General features: G+C 66.1%; 14 protein-coding genes, 1 tRNA gene and 1 pseudogene. 3 read left to right on the top strand and 13 right to left on the bottom strand.

Going from position 1 to position 16,689, the window contains the following annotated elements:
- Nucleotides 1–353: pseudogene (locus H0T81_RS09005) on the top strand (MFS transporter); the annotation flags it as partial.
- Between the two features lie 3 nt (nt 354–356).
- On the opposite strand, the gene recA reads toward H0T81_RS09005, so the two are convergent.
- The gene (recA, locus tag H0T81_RS09010) at nt 357–1,439 is read right to left on the bottom strand and encodes a recombinase RecA (protein ID WP_294012016.1); all 1,083 of its coding nucleotides are present in this window, start codon (nt 1,437–1,439) and stop codon (nt 357–359) included.
- Between the two features lie 189 nt (nt 1,440–1,628).
- On the opposite strand from recA, the gene H0T81_RS09015 reads away from it, so the two are divergent.
- Complete coding sequence (locus H0T81_RS09015; RefSeq protein WP_294012019.1) at nt 1,629–1,856, top strand: hypothetical protein; 228 nt, start codon at nt 1,629–1,631, stop codon at nt 1,854–1,856.
- A 252-nt stretch (nt 1,857–2,108) separates the two neighbouring features.
- On the opposite strand, the gene H0T81_RS09020 is transcribed toward H0T81_RS09015, so the two are convergent.
- The 5 genes from H0T81_RS09020 to H0T81_RS09040 all read right to left on the bottom strand — a co-directional run bounded on the left by H0T81_RS09020 (nt 2,109) and on the right by H0T81_RS09040 (nt 8,621).
- The gene (locus H0T81_RS09020) at nt 2,109–2,768 is read right to left on the bottom strand and encodes an ATP-dependent Clp protease proteolytic subunit (RefSeq protein WP_294012403.1); all 660 of its coding nucleotides are present in this window, start codon (nt 2,766–2,768) and stop codon (nt 2,109–2,111) included.
- A 133-nt stretch (nt 2,769–2,901) separates the two neighbouring features.
- Complete coding sequence (locus tag H0T81_RS09025; protein WP_294012022.1) at nt 2,902–5,712, bottom strand: TonB-dependent receptor; 2,811 nt, start codon at nt 5,710–5,712, stop codon at nt 2,902–2,904.
- A gap of 131 nt (nt 5,713–5,843) precedes the next feature.
- Nucleotides 5,844–6,782, bottom strand: a complete 939-nt coding sequence (locus H0T81_RS09030) for a glycosyltransferase family 2 protein (RefSeq protein WP_294012025.1) — start codon at nt 6,780–6,782, stop codon at nt 5,844–5,846.
- Between the two features lie 97 nt (nt 6,783–6,879).
- Complete coding sequence (tig, locus tag H0T81_RS09035; protein WP_294012027.1) at nt 6,880–8,484, bottom strand: trigger factor; 1,605 nt, start codon at nt 8,482–8,484, stop codon at nt 6,880–6,882.
- A 52-nt stretch (nt 8,485–8,536) separates the two neighbouring features.
- Nucleotides 8,537–8,621: transfer RNA gene (locus tag H0T81_RS09040), tRNA-Leu, on the bottom strand.
- A 114-nt stretch (nt 8,622–8,735) separates the two neighbouring features.
- Between H0T81_RS09040 and H0T81_RS09045 the strand changes: the two genes are divergently transcribed.
- Complete coding sequence (locus H0T81_RS09045; protein ID WP_294012029.1) at nt 8,736–8,924, top strand: hypothetical protein; 189 nt, start codon at nt 8,736–8,738, stop codon at nt 8,922–8,924.
- Between the two features lie 31 nt (nt 8,925–8,955).
- On the opposite strand, the gene H0T81_RS09050 is transcribed toward H0T81_RS09045, so the two are convergent.
- From H0T81_RS09050 to gatC, 7 genes are all read right to left on the bottom strand, one after another.
- Nucleotides 8,956–9,588 (bottom strand): hypothetical protein, encoded by a 633-nt coding sequence (locus H0T81_RS09050; RefSeq protein WP_294012032.1) that lies wholly within the window; start codon nt 9,586–9,588, stop codon nt 8,956–8,958.
- Nucleotides 9,589–9,604: 16 nt separating this feature from the next.
- Complete coding sequence (locus H0T81_RS09055) at nt 9,605–10,831, bottom strand: M48 family metalloprotease (RefSeq protein WP_294012035.1); 1,227 nt, start codon at nt 10,829–10,831, stop codon at nt 9,605–9,607.
- Nucleotides 10,831–11,607 (bottom strand): hypothetical protein, encoded by a 777-nt coding sequence (locus H0T81_RS09060; protein WP_294012038.1) that lies wholly within the window; start codon nt 11,605–11,607, stop codon nt 10,831–10,833. Before H0T81_RS09060 ends, H0T81_RS09055 begins: the two co-directional genes overlap by 1 nt.
- A gap of 100 nt (nt 11,608–11,707) precedes the next feature.
- Nucleotides 11,708–13,345: an alkaline phosphatase family protein gene (locus tag H0T81_RS09065; protein ID WP_294012041.1), complete on the bottom strand. Its 1,638-nt coding sequence runs from the start codon at nt 13,343–13,345 to the stop codon at nt 11,708–11,710.
- 18 nt (nt 13,346–13,363) lie between these two features.
- Nucleotides 13,364–14,839: an Asp-tRNA(Asn)/Glu-tRNA(Gln) amidotransferase subunit GatB gene (gene gatB / locus H0T81_RS09070; RefSeq protein WP_294012044.1), complete on the bottom strand. Its 1,476-nt coding sequence runs from the start codon at nt 14,837–14,839 to the stop codon at nt 13,364–13,366.
- A 3-nt stretch (nt 14,840–14,842) separates the two neighbouring features.
- Nucleotides 14,843–16,321 (bottom strand): Asp-tRNA(Asn)/Glu-tRNA(Gln) amidotransferase subunit GatA, encoded by a 1,479-nt coding sequence (gene gatA, locus H0T81_RS09075; protein ID WP_294012047.1) that lies wholly within the window; start codon nt 16,319–16,321, stop codon nt 14,843–14,845.
- 61 nt (nt 16,322–16,382) lie between these two features.
- Complete coding sequence (gene gatC / locus H0T81_RS09080) at nt 16,383–16,670, bottom strand: Asp-tRNA(Asn)/Glu-tRNA(Gln) amidotransferase subunit GatC (protein WP_294012050.1); 288 nt, start codon at nt 16,668–16,670, stop codon at nt 16,383–16,385.
- Between the last annotated feature and the right edge of the window lie 19 nt (nt 16,671–16,689).

Genomic DNA, 16,689 nt, shown 5'->3' on the forward strand with positions numbered 1-16,689 from the left:
CGGCAGGCGGCGAGACCCTCGCCTTGTTCGTCCTCTTTCAGGGTCTGGCGATGGCCTGCTTCGCCTTCACGTCGGCCAACATGGGCGCTCTGGCGATGGAGCATATGGGGCCGATCGCCGGCACCGCCTCGTCGGTCCAGGGGGTCGTCGGAACGATCGGCGGCGCCGCGATCGGCCTCATCATCGGCCAGGCGTTCGACGGCACCGCGCAGCCCTTCCTGTGGGGCACCGCCGGCTGTGCCGCTCTGTCGCTGATGATCGTGCTTCTGACCGAGCCGAAGCGGCTGTTCGCCGGCGTCGACCAGCGAGGCCAGGCGGAGGCGCTGAACCCGGCGCCGCCGCCCGAAATCTAGCTCTCAGGCCCCGATTTCGTCCTCGACGCTGTCGGCGCCGATCATCAGCGCCTCGGCGACCTCGTCGGTCTTGCCGCGGATGGCATTCTCGATCCGCAGTGCGACGTCGGGGTTCTCCTTGAGATAGACCTTGGCGTTCTCGCGGCCCTGGCCGATGCGCACCGAATCGTAGCTGAACCAGGCGCCCGATTTCTCGATCAGGCCGGCCTTCACTCCCAGGTCGAGGATCTCGCCGACCTTCGACACGCCTTCCCCGTACATGATGTCGAACTCGACCTGCTTGAACGGCGGCGCGACCTTGTTCTTGACCACCTTGACCCGGGTGGCGTTGCCGACGATCTCGTCGCGGTCCTTGATCTGGCCGATGCGGCGGATGTCGAGCCTCACCGACGCGTAGAATTTGAGCGCATTGCCGCCGGTCGTGGTCTCGGGGTTTCCGTACATCACGCCGATCTTCATTCGCACCTGGTTGATGAAGATGACCGTGCAGCGCGAGCGGCTGATCGACCCGGTCAGCTTGCGCAGCGCCTGGCTCATCAGCCGCGCCTGAAGCCCGACATGGCTGTCACCCATCTCGCCCTCGATCTCCGCCCGCGGCACCAGCGCCGCGACCGAGTCGATCACCAGCACATCGATCGCGTTGGAGCGAACCAGCGTATCGACGATCTCGAGCGCCTGCTCGCCGGTGTCCGGCTGCGAGACGATCAGCTCGTCGATGTCGACTCCCAGCTTCTTGGCATAAGCCGGGTCGAGCGCATGCTCGGCGTCGACGAAGGCGGCGCTTCCGCCGACCTTCTGGGCCTCGGCGATCGCGTGCAGCGCAAGCGTCGTCTTGCCCGAGCTTTCGGGGCCGTAGATCTCGACCACCCGGCCGCGCGGAAACCCGCCGACGCCCAGCGCGATGTCGAGGCCGAGGCTGCCGGTGGAGACGGTGTCGATCTCGATCTTCTCGCGGCTGCCCAGCTTCATCGCCGAGCCCTTGCCGAATGCCCGGTCGATCTGCGCGAGCGCCGCCTCGAGCGCCTTTTGCCTGTCCATATTGCCCGAATCCAACCCTGTGCCGACGACTTTGAGCTGCGCTGACATCACCTTAGTCCTTTCGTCAATCGGCGCCATGCCGATGTGGCCCTCTTCGATCGGCGGTCGAGCCCCGCCTCGCGAAGCCCATCGTGTATACCCTTTGTTCCGGTAGAACAAGAGGGGAACATTTCGATTATCCGGAACGCTTGCGACGCGGCTCGGTTCTAGCGCAAATCAACGCGCAAGGAGGCGACCATGGCAAAGAAACCGGCGGCCAAAAGCACGGGCGGAGCAAAGAAGGCGACCACCGGCACGAAGAGCGGCGGGACCAAGACCGGCGCCAGCAAATCCTCCAGCACCAAGAGCAGCGCCAGCAAGTCGGGCGCGAGCAAGAGCAGCACCAGCAAAAGCGGCGGTTCTAAGACCGGCGCCAGCAAGAGCGGTGGCACCAAGAGCGGCAGCAGCAAGTCGCGGAAGAAGTAAGCGGGATCGCGTGCCGGGGGCACCCGCGTTCGCCTCTGGCGCGCGTTTCGGTGCTCCAGAAATGGTAAACCCCACCGGTTTGACCCGGCGGGGTTCCCATGCTTCGGTTCCGAAGAACCAAAGCACGCAGTCACCCTAGCCGCTCAGTCCGGGCATGCAAGTCGTTTCCCGGGGCCGGTTGGCCGCCGGTGCCAAAAAGCTGTGGATAACTCAAAAAACGCGGCGCGCCGGGTGCCGCGGCGACCTTCGGTCCTACACCGGGGTGATGTCGGCCGCTCCGGTCTTGTCGCCCTCGCCGCTGTCGGGGCGTCGGTCGAAGACCTCGTCGATGATCCCGAACTCCTTGGCCTCGTCGGCCTCGAGAAACTTGTCGCGGTCCATCGCCTTCTCGATCGCCTCGAGCTTTTGGCCGGTATATTTGGCGTAAAGCTCGTTCAGCCGCTGCCGCATGCGCAGGATCTCGCGGGCCTGGATCTCGATGTCCGCGGCCATTCCCTGGGCGCCGCCCGAGGGCTGGTGGACCATGATCCGGCTGTTGGACAGCGCGACTCGCATCCCGGGCTCGCCGGCGGCCAGCAGGAAGCTGCCCATCGAGGCTGCCTGGCCGATGCACACGGTGCCGACCTTCGGGCGGATATATTGCATGGTGTCGTGGATCGCGAGGCCGGCGGTGACCACCCCGCCCGGCGAGTTGATGTACATGAACACGTCCTTCTTGGGGTTCTCGGACTCGAGGAAGAGCAGCTGCGCGGTGATCAGCGAGGCCATGTGATCCTCGACCGCGCCGGTGACGAAGATGATCCGCTCGCGAAGCAGCCGCGAATAGATGTCGAAGCTGCGTTCGCCCCGGTTCGACTGCTCGATGACGATCGGAACGAGCTGGGCGATGATGTCCTGGTGGTCCATGGTGATGAGCGGATCCCTTTCGTTGGCGTGAGCCTACATCGGGGCAAAGCCGGAAAGGTTCAAGCAGCGGTTGACGCCAAGAAAAAGGGCGGCCCCCGATCGGCGGCCGCCCTCTCCCCCAGTTACCAGTTGAGAGCAGCTACATTTTCACCGTCGCCCGAGCGTACAGGTAACGGCCCGGTACGTCGTAGGTGGTCGGGTCGAAATTGTTGAGGCTGCAGCTGATGCAGCCCGGCGGGTCCTTGTCGAACAGATTGTTGACGCCCAGCGCAAAGCCGAAATTGTCGGCGAAGCTGGGCGCGAAAAAGCGCAGCTGCAGGTCGGTGTAGAACCGCGAGTTCAATTTGTTGCCGTTCTGCGATTCGGTGACGCTTTTGATGTAGCGCTCGGTGATTGAGGCGCCGACGTTGGTCCCGTTCCAGTCGAGGATGGCGATCGCCTTGTGCTTGGGGAACGCCTGGTCGGGGCTGCCCTGCTCGGTCCCTTCGCGGCTGATCTTGGCCGTTCCGGTCGCGATGGGCACGAACACGTCGTAGTTGAACAGGAAGCTGTTGTTGAACGTGAAGGCCAGCGTCCCCCACCCCGCCGGAGCCGTGCGATAGGCAAGGTTGACGTCGAGCCCTTCCGTCTTGATCCCGGCGATGTTCTGCAACACGCCCTGGATATTGGTGATCTCGCCGGTCGCGGTGCGATTGACCAGTGCGCAGGCGGTCGAATCATTGTTGACGACGCAACGCTGCAGCGTCGTGACGGCGTCGATCGCCTGGATGGCTCCGTCGATCTTGATTTTATAATAATTCGCCTCGATCGACGCACGAGGCAGGAAGGACGGGCTGTAGACTCCGCCGAAGTTCCACCCCTTCGAGGTTTCCGGCTTCAGGTTTTCATTACCGCCGGTGATGACGGCGATTTGCGGGTTGATCTGGGTGTAACCTGGCGGAACTCCCTGGGCGAGACAGTTGGCGAGGATCGCGCCGGTGGGATTCTGATCGGACGAGCAGGGATCCTCCAGGGTTTGGTCGAATCGGGATGGAGTCCCGAACAGCTCACCGATGCTCGGCGCCCGGAAGCCTTCGGAATAGGTGCCGCGGAAGCGCAGGTCCCTCACCGGCTTCCAGTTGACTCCGCCCTTGAACGTCGTGGTCGAGCCGGAAGCCGAATAATCCGAGTATCGCGCTGCGCCGCTGAGCTCGAGCAACTGGAAGAACGGCCGGTCGGCGAGCAGCGGCGCGTTCACTTCGGCATAGGCTTCGTCGACATTGTAGCCGCCCTTGGTCGGTCGCGCCGGAATGTCAGAGCCGAGGCCGGCGGCGACGATCGGGTCGGGGTCGAACCGCCCGCTGTAATCGCGGTGCTCGACTCCGATCGCGACTCCCAGCGGCCCGCCGGGAAGGTCGAACAGGCCGCCGGAAATATTGCCGGTCGCGCCCCACAGCTTTTGCTGGCTGCTGTCGTTCTGGATGAAACGGACCCAGTCGTACATCGCCGGAGTGATCGAGCCGGCGCCGCCGAAGATGTTGAACGGAACGCACGGAGCGGTGCAAGCGGCGACCGGCCCGAGCGCCTGCTGCAGATTGGCGGCATTGATGTTGCCGAGCATTCGCTGCCTGGCCTTGTTGCGGCCGTAAATGCCGTTGACGTCCCAGAACCATTCGCGGCCGAACAGGCCGAGCTTGCCGTCCAAGGTCGCGGTTCCGTAACCGGTATCGACTTTTTGGTTGTAGCGCCGGGGACCGCCTTCGACGACCCGTCGGCCGATGAAGACGAGGTTGCTTGAGTCGAGGGTTACCCCGAACGGATTGAACGGGTTGGTCGCGTCGATCGTGATAAGGTCGAGCAGATTGCCGTTTCCGGCGGCCGGGCCGACGAACAGCGGCAAGGGCGCCGCCTGATTCTTCGATTCGCGCCGGTTGAGCACGATCTTCGCGGTCAGGTTCGTCGCCTCGCCGAGCTCTTGCCGGAAGTTGGCGAACCCGCCGTAGCGCTCGAGCGGAGTGGCGATGAAATTGAACGGAGCGAAATTGAAACGATCCGACGCGCCAGCGAACGGGCGAAAATCGGCGACCGTCGGAGCTCGACCGATCACCGGAGCGATCAAAGTCAGGTCCTGGTCGAGAAGGATGAATCGACCCCGGGGCGTACCCGAGCTGCAGGTGTTGGTGCAGGCGGTCGCATAGGGCTCGGGGAAGCGCGACAAGGCGCGGTCGCCCGAGCGGATAGGGTCCTGCTTCACAAAGTTGGCGCCAACGACGATCTGCGTCGGGCCGTCGCCATTGCCCCAGCTCAGCTGGTAATTCTGAGTGAAGCCGTCGCCTTCGTTGTAACCGCCGAGTTGGGCGGTGGCGTTGAAGCCCTTCTGGCGCCGCTTGGTGATGATGTTGACCACTCCGGCGATCGCGTCGGAGCCGTAGATCGCCGAGGCGCCGTCCTGCAGCACCTCGATCCGCTCGATCATGGATTCGGGGATTGCATTCAGGTCGACCGATCCGGGCACGCCGCTTGCGGAAGCGCCGAGCACGAAACGCAGGCCGTCGACGAGTACCAGGGTCCGGTTCGAGCCGAGATAGCGAAGGTCGATCTCGGCTGCTCCGGCGCCGACTCCGCCGCCGCTCGGCGGATTGCCGAAGTTGCCCGAATTGTTGAACTTGGTGTTGAGGCCGCCGCCGGCGCTCGGCAGACGCTGCAAGACGTCGGTAACCGAGTTGAGGCCGGTCTTGGCGATATCCTCCTGGTCGACGAAGACGATCGGCGAGTCCTGCGACAGCGGGTCGCGGCGGATGCGCGAGCCGGTGACGATGATGTCTCCGCCCGCGGTCGGCTCCTCGGCGGTCGAGGCCGGGGTCTCCGGTGCATCGGGCGGCGGCAGGGTGCTTTGCGCCGAAGCCGAGGTCGCGATGGCGATTGCAGCCAGCGCCGCACCCGCTCGAAGAGCGGTATCGATCCGTGTCATTTGAAACCCCCTTTTTTGCATCGCCGCCGGACTCAGCCGCGAAGACACCACAGCAATAGGTCAGACCAGATTGCGGAGGAAGTCCGCGAGTCGCCGGCACGACACAATCCGTGCCAGGTGATGCAAATCGTCTACACTCGACGGTCTCCGGGTGCGGCGAGCGAGAGATAGGCGAGCCGGCGCACCTCGCGGCGGCCGCGGGTCACGGTGTCGAGGATCATGCCGGCGAAAAAGCACAGTACCGCAACGATAATCATGCCGGTGACCAGGATCGCGGTGGGAAAGCGCGGCACCAGGCCCGTGTCGAGGTAAGTGGCGATCAGCGGCACGGCGAGGATCAGCGCGGCGACCAGCAGCAACGCTGCGATTGCGCCAAAGAACAGCACCGGCCGCTCGGTCCGGTAGAGGGTCGCGATGGTCTTCAGGATCCGCCAGCCGTCGCCGAACGTCGACAGCTTCGACTGCGAGCCTTCGGGCCGCGAGATATAGGCGGTTTCGACCTCGCCGACCGGCATCCGCAGTTCCAGCGCGTGAACGCTGATCTCGGTCTCGATCTCGAAACCCGATGAAAGCACTGGGAAGCTCTTGACGAAGCGCCTCGAAAAGACCCGGTAGCCCGAGAAGATGTCGGAGAAGCTGCGGCCGAACAGGCGGCCGAGAATGCCGGTGAACAGCTGGTTGCCCAGCACGTGGCCGCCCCGGTACGCGGCCTTCTCATCGTGGCGGCGAGTGCCGACCACCATGTCGAGCTGGTCGGCGAGCAGCAGGTCGACCATCGCCTGCGCCGAGTCCGGGTCGTAGGTTAAATCGCCATCGGCCATCACGTACACGTCGGCATCGATGTCGGCGAACATCCGGCGGACGACATGGCCCTTGCCCTGCTGGCGCTCGGACCGGACGATCGCTCCGCCGGCGGTCGCGATTTCGCGCGTCCGGTCGCGGCTGTTGTTGTCGTAGACGTAGATGGCCGCCGACGGCAGAGCGGCGCGGAAACCCTCGACCGTCGCGGCGATGGTGGCTTCCTCGTTGAAGCAGGGCAGCAGCACGGCAATGCGCGGTTGGTCGGACACAAACTTCCCCGTTCGGGCTGAGCGAAGTCGAAGCCCTGCCCGTTGGGCTTCCTAGAGAGAAGCACAGCCCTTCGACAAGCTCAGCGCGAACGGAGCGTTATTTCCCCGTCTTTTTTGAAGCCGGTTTCTTCGCCCCGCCCTTGGAGCCCTTGTCGGCGGCCTTGGCCGCAGCCTTGTTGGCGGGCTCGCTCTTCAACGGCTTCGCCGGTTTGGGAGCGGCCGACTTGGGCTCGACGATGTCGGCCTTCTTGGCGGGCGGCTTCCCGGCTGCCTTCGCTGGAGCGGCATCGGCCTTGGCTTTCTTGCCTTTCGGCTTGGCCGGTTTCGGCGCGGCGACATGCTCATGGCCACAGCCCGGGCCGTGGACGTGGCCCTCCTCGCTCTCGAGATCGGCCTCGAGCTCGGCTCGGCTCGCCTTGCCCTCGGTGACCTTCGCCTTCGAGAACAGGAAGTCGACAACCTTGTCCTCGTACAGCGGAGCGCGCAGCTGGGCGGCCGCCATCGGCTCCTGCTGGACGTACTGGACGAAGCGCTCGCGGTCCTGGCCCTGATATTGCGACGCGGCCTGGGCGATCAGCCGGTTCATTTCCTGCTGGCTGACCTGGACTCCGTTCGCCTGCCCGATTTCCGACAGCAGCAAGCCGAGGCGTACCCGGCGCTCGGCGATGCTGCGGTACTCGTCGGCCTCCTTGTCGATCTCGGCGAGCGCAGCCTTGGAATCCTCCTCATGCTCGGCCTCGTGGCGAAGCTGCTGCATGATGTTGTGGAACTCGGCTTCGACCATCGTCAGCGGCACCGGGAAATCATGCTTGGCGGCCAGCTGGTCGAGCAGCCGGCGCTTCATGTGAGTGCGGGTCAGCCCGTCCAGTTCCTGCTGCTGCTGGTCGCGGATCAGCTTGCGAAGCTCGTCGAGGTTCTTGAGTCCCAGCGACTTGGCGAAATCCTCATCGACCTTGGCCTCGCCGCCGACTTTCACCGCCTTCACCGTCACCGCGAAGGTCGCCGCCTTGCCTTTCAATTTGCCGGACGGATAGTCGGCCGGGAACTTGACCTTGACGTCGCGCTGGTCGCCGGCCTTGGCGCCGACCAGGCCTTCCTCGAAGCCCGGAATCAACCGCCCGGACCCGAGCTCGACCGACATGTCCTCGCCGGTGCCGCCTTCGAACGCGTTGCCGCCGACGGTGCCCGCGTAGTCGATCACCACGAGGTCGCCGATCTGCGCCGCATGCTGCTTTGGAGCATCGCTCCAGCTTTTGTTGGATCGGGCCAGGTTCTGCAGTTGCTCGTCGACGGCCGCTTCGTCGACCTCGACGGTCAGCCGCTCAAGCTCGAGCCCGTCGATCTGCGGCGTGGGCACGTCCGGAAGCGCCTCCAGGCGGACCCGGACTTCGGCGTCCTTGCCCGGCTCATATCGCTCGTCGAGCTCGACCTCGGGCTGCAGCGCCGGGCGCAGCTTCTTCTCCTCGAGCAGCTTCTGGACGCCATCCTGGACCGCTCCGCTGAGAGCGTCGCGCTGGAGCGTGTCGCCGTGCATCTTGCGAATGAGGTTCGGCGGCACCTTGCCCGGGCGGAAGCCGGGCATGCGCACCTGCGGGGCAATCCGCCGCACCTCCTGGTCGACGCGCGCCTCGATCTCCTTGGCGGCGATCGTCAGCATGAAGGCCCGCTTGAGGCCTTGGTTTTCCATCTCGACGGTTTTCATGTTTGCGTGTGCAATCCTAATATTCGCGTGTCGAAGCGGAAGGCGGGCGGCCTGGTGCGCGCGGAGGGACTCGAACCCCCACATCTTTCGACAACAGGACCTAAACCTGCCGCGTCTACCAATTCCGCCACGCGCGCGCGGTTCGCTTCGAAGGTGCGCGGCCTATAGCAAGGATGGCTTGCGGGGCAAGCGCGGCCGGGACCGGCAACCTGCGGCAAGCGCCAGGCGTTCCACCCTTGAGGAGAAACACAATGCAGCAGCTGCCACCATTTCCCGACGACAATCCCCCCGAGCCGTCGCAGCCGGGTCAACCGACGCAGCCGGGCCGGCCGAGCGAAACTCCGAGCGAGACTCCGCCGACCGCTCCGGACATCGACGTTCCCTCGCCATCGCAGCCGGGAACCGACCCCTCGCCGACGCCGATTTCGCCGGTGGGCTGAATGAGCCGCGGCTGATTTGGCGGCGGCGAGCCTAGCCGCGGCGGCGAGCGGAGGCGACGATCGCCTCGAAATCGCCGATCGCATTGGCGTAATAGTGCGAGCGCGCGGCGTCGAACAGGATCATGTAGAGCTTGCCGTCGATCACCGCTCCGACCGCTCGGCCCTTGCGCCACAGCTCGTCGGTGTCGAGATGCTCGAAGTCGAACTGGAAACCGTTGTGGCCGAGGAACGGCCGCGGCTGCAGCGACAGGGTTCGGAAATCGATCGACCCGCCGCGCACCCGGTACAGGGTCTCAAGCATCGCCGTGATCTCGGGGGCGGACATATCCGCGCGGAACTTGGGCACCTGGCGGTCTTCGGTCCGCCTCTGGCGAATGAGGTAACGGCCGCTGCGCAACCCGGTGACGAACGTCATCCCGTCGAGCAGGGGCCCGTTGAGAGTCCAGTCCTCGACCTGGCGGATGTCCTCGAACAGGAACAATCGGCGGGTCCTGTTCCACGGGCGCGGCGGAGTGACCGCAATCGCACCGTCGCCCACCTGGACGCTGCGCACCCGGACCATCGAGTAATAATCGCTTCCGAACCCGGTCCCGTCCCCCATCGACGAACAGCCGGACAACGCCAGCGCGGTTGCAGCGACAATCAGCTTCGGCGTGCGCATCATCGGCTTCAAGCTCCGTCTAGCTAATCATCTGGCGGATGAACGGCGCATCCGCGGCGTTCGGCTGCATCGACAGGTAGCGCGACAGCGCCACTCGGGCTTCGGCCCGACGGCCCGCCTTCATCAGCGACAGGCCGTGCCAGCGCCACGCCTCGGGCGGAGCGTCGGGATAGGCCACCGCGATCGCGTAGCCCTGGGCCGCGCGCAAATCGTCGCCTTGGCGGTTGCGCAGGCGCCACACCTCGGCCTCGTAGAAGCGCAGCAGTCCGTTCCAGCCGTCGCGCGCCAAAGTCTCGATCAGATACTGGCTGGCCCCGGGGTCGTTCAGTTTGACCTGGTCGTCGAGCAGCATCTTGCGGATCGGCCCGATCGCCTGAAGGTAGCGGCCGCGGCGACTGTCGTAGTTCCGGCCGGGCAAGGTCATTTCGCGCGCCGACAATCTGAGGTCGGTCATTCGCGATTCCGGCGACGGGTGGGTTTCGAACAGGCCGACGCGGCGGTCGCGGCGCTTGCGGCGATGCCTGGCGCTCGCGTTGAGCTCGCCGATCAGCTGCTCCCACGTGTAGGCCATCTCGATCGGCGGATAGCCGTTTTCGGCGAGCAGCCGCACGCCCATCGCGTCGGCTTCGGCTTCCATCACCCGGCTGTAGCGGAGGAGCGAGAGGATCGTGCCGAGCTGTGCCAGCTGGGTGATGTCGCCGGTGTTGACGCCGGCCGCTCCGCCGGCAACGCCCGCAACCATCGCGCCAATCGCGAACAAGTCGGTCTTGCGCCGCATGTCGCGCCAGGAGCGGATCATGTGGCGGCGCAGGAAGTGCCCGGACTCGTGGGCGATGACCCCTGAAAGCTGGGCCTCGTTGCGCATTCGCAAGAGCAGCCCCGAGAAAATGATCGTAAAGCCGCTCGGGAACATCACCGCGTTGAAGTCGGGGATTCGCGCCAGATAGATGCGCATGTCCTTGGCCGCCGGTCCGCCGACGGTGCCGATCAAATTCTGCAGATAGCGGATGATCTCCGGATCCTTGATCAGCAGGTTCGATCCAGCGATCTCCTCCTCGACCCTGGCCATCTGCTGCCACAGGCCGATCTCGTCGCGCTCGGTCGGCCGGTATCCCGGGCCGATCAGCGACTGCATTTCCTGCGGCCGAATTCGCGCTTGAGCGATTCCGGTGCTCAGCGAGGCCGCGGCGACCCCGCCGCCGACCAGCAGCGAGCGGCGATTGAACTCATAGCAGCGCAAGCACATCAACGCCTCTCCATCGCTCGGCGGACTTCCAGCCCGGGTTTCATCCGGCCGACCAGCCGATCGACCAGTTGTGCCGAGCCCTCCGGCGAACGGATATCGCCCATTTTGATCCCGGCGATCTGGCTGCCGGTCTGGACGATGTTGAACCACACCACCTCGCCGGTTTTCAGATCGACCAGCGAAGCATAGGCGAACTGGCCGCCGCCGCCGATGTTGGGCGCGCAGAAGCCGACGAAGCAGCCGGCGATCCCAAGCACCTGGAGCGCGACCCGGCCGCCGGAGACGATATTGTCCTCGGCGTGCATGAACAATGCATAGTCGAAGCCCGTCTTGCGGCCGACCTCGACGGCTTGCGAGCCGAGCGTGTAATCGAGGCCCCGGCGGGGCTTGGTCGGCAGATGGGCGCCAAGATATTTGTGCAGCGCGATCGAATTGCCGACGGCGGAATGGAGCCGCTCGAGGTCGGCAATCGTCTCTTCGTTGACTCCGGCAAGCTCGTTGCGGCGGCTCATGATCTGCACCTTGCCGCCGCGCCCGGCCTGCTGGGAGCGCAACGCTGCGATGACGTTGGCGCGGGCCTGCTCGGTCCAGTCGGCGCGCGGCTCGGGCATCCCGCCGGTGGTGATCGAATTGACGGTGACGTCGGGGCGCATCACCAGCAGCCGGTAGTCGCCCTGTGGCGGAGTGAACTGCAAATCGGCGAACTGGCGCGTCTGGACGCAGCCGGCGATCGGAACGCTGAGCGCGAGTGCGAGCGCAATTCCCAGATGACGCATATCAAACCTCCGCGAACCGGAAACAGCGGCTGCTCCGCAAATGTTCCACTGCTTGCGCCCGCCTGAACGGCAGATGAAAAAAATCAGCTTTTTTAAACGATTAGCGCGGCGGGCAAGCGACGCCCTGGACGCCGGTCAGACACTTGCCGTCGATCGACGCGGGATCCACCTGAATACCGAGCATCGCCGCCAGGGTCGGCATGATGTCGACGGTCTCGATCGCCTCGTTGCGGTTTGCCGGCGGCATCGCCGGGCGCCAGAACAGGATCGGCACCCGCCGGTCGTAGTCCCACGGGCTGCCGTGGGTCGCGATGTAGCGCGTCGTGTTGGGAACCGGGGTGACGTGCTGACGCAGCAGCACGACCAGGTCGCCCGAGCGGTCGGGATCGAACGAGGCGCGCGCTCGCTCCAGCATCGTCCAGCGGTCGGGGCTGCCGCTCGGCATCGGGGCGCGGGCGAGCTGCTCGGCCGTGAACACTGCCTGGACCTGCGGATGCGCGGAGTAAGCGGCGACTGCTTCGCGCAGGACCCGCGCCCGGTCCGCCGGCTTGAGCGCTCGATCGATGTAGATGTCGCCGAAGAAATCGCCGATCAGCACCGGGCCGCTCAACTTGAGCTTGGCCGCGATCCGCTTGCCGACTTCGGTCGCGTCAAGCCCCGGTTCGGCCCGCGCGGCGGTCGGCACATTCTGTTGGCGAAGCCGCTCGGGAATGTCGACGAAACCGTGGTCGGCGGTGAGCGCGACCGCATAGTCGAGCCCGCTGCGGTCGAGCAACCGGAAGAAATCGCCGAGGTCGCGGTCGAGCGACAGCAGCTGCAGACACATCTCCTGGCCGCGGATCCCGTAGCTGTGGCCGACGAAATCGGTCGCCGACAGACCAATCGAAAGCAGGTCCGGCGACGCGTCGCGGCCAAGCTGCATCTCCTCGATCAGACCGGCCGCCAGTGCCAGCACGGCGCCATCGAACGCCGGCGAAGCGCGGAAGCCGTTGGCATCGCCTGCACCGCGTCCGAAGCGGCCCGCGCCGACCGGCTTGCCGCCGCCCTCGATCGGCACGAGTCGCGCCTTGTCCGAGCACAGCTGGGGCGGGTCGAGCGGCGCCTGCGAGGCGGCGATCATGGCCGCTACGGCGCCATTGGCCCGGGTGACGCTGTGCGGTGTCGGTCCGGCCTTGAGGTCGCTGGCGAAGCGCTTGCCGTCCCAGTACCAGCGCTGGTCGACCAACTGGCCGCCCATCATCACCGCCGCCCGGTCCTTGCCGCCAACGGCGACGTTGCGGCTCGCCGGCGACGAGCGCTTGAGCCGCTCGCCAAGCGTCATGCCTTTCAAATGCACCGGCGACACGGTGTAGGCCGTCGAGGAGGAACCCGGCGCTCGGACATCCTCGGCGCAATAGACGGACTTGTCGGAGCGGCTCAGCGACTGGTCGGTCCAGTAATTGGCGATGATCCCGGTGCGCGCCGGACGCAGGCCCGTCAGCATTGTCGAGTGGCCCGGGCAGGTCTCGGTCGCGGCGTGGCTTTGATAGCCATTGGGGAACACGGTGCCGCGAGCAAGGCGGCCGAGGCCGCCAAACAGCATCGGCCGGTACTCGTCGAACAAGTCGGCTGAAAGCCCGTCGATCGCCAGCACGATCAGCAGCCGCGGCGGCGGAGCCGGCGGCGGACCCGGCAGCGGCGGGATCGCCGAAGCCGGAACCGCGAGCATTGCTGCGAGCAAGACCAGCAGCTTGCGCATCGAAATTCCCATTCGTTCCTACCCCAGTTTCGCTCGCAGGCGCTCGTTGACGACTTGCGGATTGGCCTTGCCGGCCATCGCCTTCATCACCTGGCCAACGAAAAAGCCGAACAAGGCCTGCTTGCCCGCCTTGTACTGCTCGACCTTGTCGGCGTTGGCGGCCAGGACCTCATCGACGACGGTGTCGATCGCGCCGCTGTCGGACGTCTGCTTCAAGCCACGCGCCTCGACGATCGCACCCGCGCCCTCGCCGGTTTCGAGCATGATCTCGAACACCTGTTTGGCGAGGCTGCCGGAGATCGTGCCGTCGGCGACCAGGCCAAGGAGCTCGGCCGCCTGGTCGGGCGAAATCGGGCAGGTCGAGCAGTCGCGGCCCAGGCGGTTCAGAGCTCCGAACAGCTCCGAGGCAACCCAGTTGGCGGCGGCCTTTGGCTCCGCCCCCTTGGCAAGCAGCGCGTCGAACCAGCGCGCCGTCTCGACCTCGGCGGTCAGAACGCTCGCGTTGTAGGGCGGAATTCCCAGGCCCTCGTAGCGCTTGCGCTTGGCGTCGGGAAGCTCGGGCAGCGAGGCTCGGCAGTCCTCGACGAACGCCTCGTCGAGCTCGAGCGGGAGCAGGTCGGGGTCGGGGAAATAGCGGTAATCGTGCGCGTCCTCCTTCGAGCGCAGCGAGCGGGTGACGCCCTTGTCGGGGTCGAACAGCCGGGTTTCCTGGACGACTTGGCCGCCCGCCTCGATCAGTTCGACCTGGCGGCGCGCCTCATGCTCGATCGCCGCCATCACGAAGCGCACCGAATTGACGTTCTTGGTCTCGCTGCGGGTGCCCAGCTCCTCGCCCGGGCGACGCACCGAGACATTGACGTCGGCGCGCATCGAGCCTTCCTCCATGTTCCCGTCGCACGAGCCGACGTAGCGGAGGATTGATCTCAGCTTCCGCAGATAAGCTCCTGCTTCGGCAGGCGAACGCATGTCCGGCCGCGAGACGATTTCCATCAGCGCAACACCGCAGCGGTTGAGGTCGACGTAGCTCATCGTCGCGTGCTGGTCGTGCATCAGCTTGCCCGCGTCCTGCTCGACGTGGATGCGCTCGATGCCGATCTTTTTGGCGGTGGACTCGTCCTTCTCGTCGAGCAGCACGACGACTTCACCCTCGCCGACCAGCGGGTGATAGAGCTGGCTGATCTGGTAACCCTGCGGCAGGTCGGCGTAGAAGTAGTTCTTGCGGTCGAAGCGGCTCCAGCGGTTGATCTTCGAGTCGAGCGCGAGGCCCGTGCGCACCGCCTGGCGGATGCACTCGGCATTGGGCACCGGCAGCATCCCCGGCATCGCCGCGTCGACCAGGCTGACCTGCGTGTTGGGCTCGGAACCAAAGGTCGTGGACGCGCCTGAAAACAACTTGGCGCTGGAAACCACCTGCGCGTGGACCTCGAGGCCGATCACTACCTCCCACTCGCCCGTGGAGCCCTGGATCCGGTAAGGTGCGGATGCATCAGCCATGGCTCACCACCATTTCTCCGCTCGATGGCTGAAGCCGGCGCGCTCCTCGATGGCGAGGCCGGCGTTGAGCACGCCCTGCTCGTCGAGCTCGCGGCCGATCAGGTGCAGGCCCAGCGGAAGCCCCTGCTCGTCGAGGCCGCCCGGCACCGACATCGCCGGCAGGCCGGCGAGGCTCGCCGGCACCGCGAACACGTCGTTCAGATACATGGCGATCGGGTCGGCGCTCTTGTCGCCGAGCGCGAACGCCGCCGACGGCGCGGTCGGGGTCAGGATCAGGTCGCACTGCTCGAACGCGGCGGCGAAATCGCGCTTGATCAGGGTCCGGACCCGCTGCGCCTTGGTGAAGTAGGCCTCGTAGAAACCGGCCGACAGAACGTAGGTGCCGATCATGATCCGGCGTTTGACCTCGGCCCCGAAGCCGGCGGCACGGGTCGCCGCGTACATCCCGTCCAGGCCGCCCCCGCCTTCCTCACGCAAACCATAACGAACGCCGTCGTAGCGGGCGAGGTTGGACGAGGCTTCGGCCGGGGCGATGATGTAATAGGTCGGCAGCGCATATTTGGTGTGCGGCAGCGAGATCCTGACCGGCTCGGCGCCCGCGTCGCGCAGCCACTCGACGCCCTTGTCCCACAGAGCGTCGATGTCTGCCGGGACTCCGTCGATCCGGTACTCGGCCGGGATGCCGACGCGCTTGCCCGTAAGATCGCTCGACAAATCCGCTTCCCACGACGGCACGGGCAGGTCGAGCGAGGTCGAATCCCTGGGATCGAAGCCGGCCATGGCCTCGAGCAGGATCGCGCAGTCGCGCACCGTCCTTGCCATCGGCCCGGCCTGGTCGAGCGAGCTGGCGAAGGCGACGATGCCCCAGCGCGAGCAGCGGCCGTAGGTCGGCTTGATGCCGCAGATGCCGGTGAAGGCGGCCGGCTGGCGGATCGAGCCGCCGGTGTCGGTGCCGGTGACACCGGGAGCGATCCCAGCCGCGACAGCCGCCGCCGAGCCGCCCGACGAGCCGCCCGGAGTCAGCGCCGCATTGCCTCCGTCCCGCCGCTTCCACGGGCTGATCACCGGCCCGTAGGCGCTGGTTTCGTTGGACGAGCCCATCGCGAACTCGTCCATGTTCAATTTGCCGAGCATCCCCGCGCCCGCTCTTCGGAGATTGGCGCTGACGGCCGATTCATAGGGCGGCCGGAAGCCCTTGAGGATCCGGCTGCCGGCGGTGGTGTCGACGCCTTGCGTCGCGAACAGGTCCTTGATGCCCAGCGGGATGCCGGCGAGCGCGCCCGCCTCGCCCTTGCCGCGCGCCGAGTCGGCCGCCTCGGCGGCGGCGAGCGCATCGTCGGGAGTCTCGACGGTGAACGCATTGAGCGCCCGCGCACCGGCGACCGCGGCGTTGAACGCCTCGGCGACCTCGCGTGCGCTAAAATCGCCCGAGCGGAAGCCGTCGCGCAGCTCGGCGACGGTTTTCGACGTGAGCTCGGTCACCGGTTTCTGTTCCTGGGTCCCGGGTCGCGCCCCGGGATGATCGAGTGCTGTCCGTTGGTCATCACTCGATCACCTTGGGCACGGCAAAGAAGCCGTGCTCGGCGGCCGGCGCGTTGGCCAGCACCGCGTCGCGGCAGTCGCCGTCATTGACGACATCGTCGCGCAGCCGCAGCTTCTGGTCGATCACCGCGGTCAGCGGCTCGACCCCCTCGGTGTCGACCTCGCCCAATTGCTCGACCCAGCCGAGGATGTTGTTGAGCTCGGGGGCCAGAGCGGCGATCTCCTCGTCGCTCATCGCGATGCGCGCGAGCCGCGCGATATGGCGCACCTGTTCTGGGGAGACGGACATAGCGGCGCGGCTAGCAGGG

The organism is Sphingomonas sp., assembly GCF_013812825.1.
Taxonomy (GTDB): Bacteria; Pseudomonadota; Alphaproteobacteria; order Sphingomonadales; family Sphingomonadaceae; genus Sphingomicrobium.

Excerpts from the sequence above, each read along its gene's own strand:
- recA (WP_294012016.1), bottom strand. The coding sequence starts at position 1,439 with ATGTCAGCGCAGCTCAAAGTCGTCGGCACAGGGTTGGATTCGGGCAAT.
- H0T81_RS09015 (WP_294012019.1), top strand. The coding sequence starts at position 1,629 with ATGGCAAAGAAACCGGCGGCCAAAAGCACGGGCGGAGCAAAGAAGGCG.
- H0T81_RS09025 (WP_294012022.1), bottom strand. The coding sequence starts at position 5,712 with ATGACACGGATCGATACCGCTCTTCGAGCGGGTGCGGCGCTGGCTGCA.
- tig (WP_294012027.1), bottom strand. The coding sequence starts at position 8,484 with ATGAAAACCGTCGAGATGGAAAACCAAGGCCTCAAGCGGGCCTTCATG.
- H0T81_RS09045 (WP_294012029.1), top strand. The coding sequence starts at position 8,736 with ATGCAGCAGCTGCCACCATTTCCCGACGACAATCCCCCCGAGCCGTCG.
- H0T81_RS09050 (WP_294012032.1), bottom strand. The coding sequence starts at position 9,588 with ATGATGCGCACGCCGAAGCTGATTGTCGCTGCAACCGCGCTGGCGTTG.
- H0T81_RS09055 (WP_294012035.1), bottom strand. The coding sequence starts at position 10,831 with ATGTGCTTGCGCTGCTATGAGTTCAATCGCCGCTCGCTGCTGGTCGGC.
- H0T81_RS09060 (WP_294012038.1), bottom strand. The coding sequence starts at position 11,607 with ATGCGTCATCTGGGAATTGCGCTCGCACTCGCGCTCAGCGTTCCGATC.
- H0T81_RS09065 (WP_294012041.1), bottom strand. The coding sequence starts at position 13,345 with ATGCGCAAGCTGCTGGTCTTGCTCGCAGCAATGCTCGCGGTTCCGGCT.
- gatB (WP_294012044.1), bottom strand. The coding sequence starts at position 14,839 with ATGGCTGATGCATCCGCACCTTACCGGATCCAGGGCTCCACGGGCGAG.
- gatC (WP_294012050.1), bottom strand. The coding sequence starts at position 16,670 with ATGTCCGTCTCCCCAGAACAGGTGCGCCATATCGCGCGGCTCGCGCGC.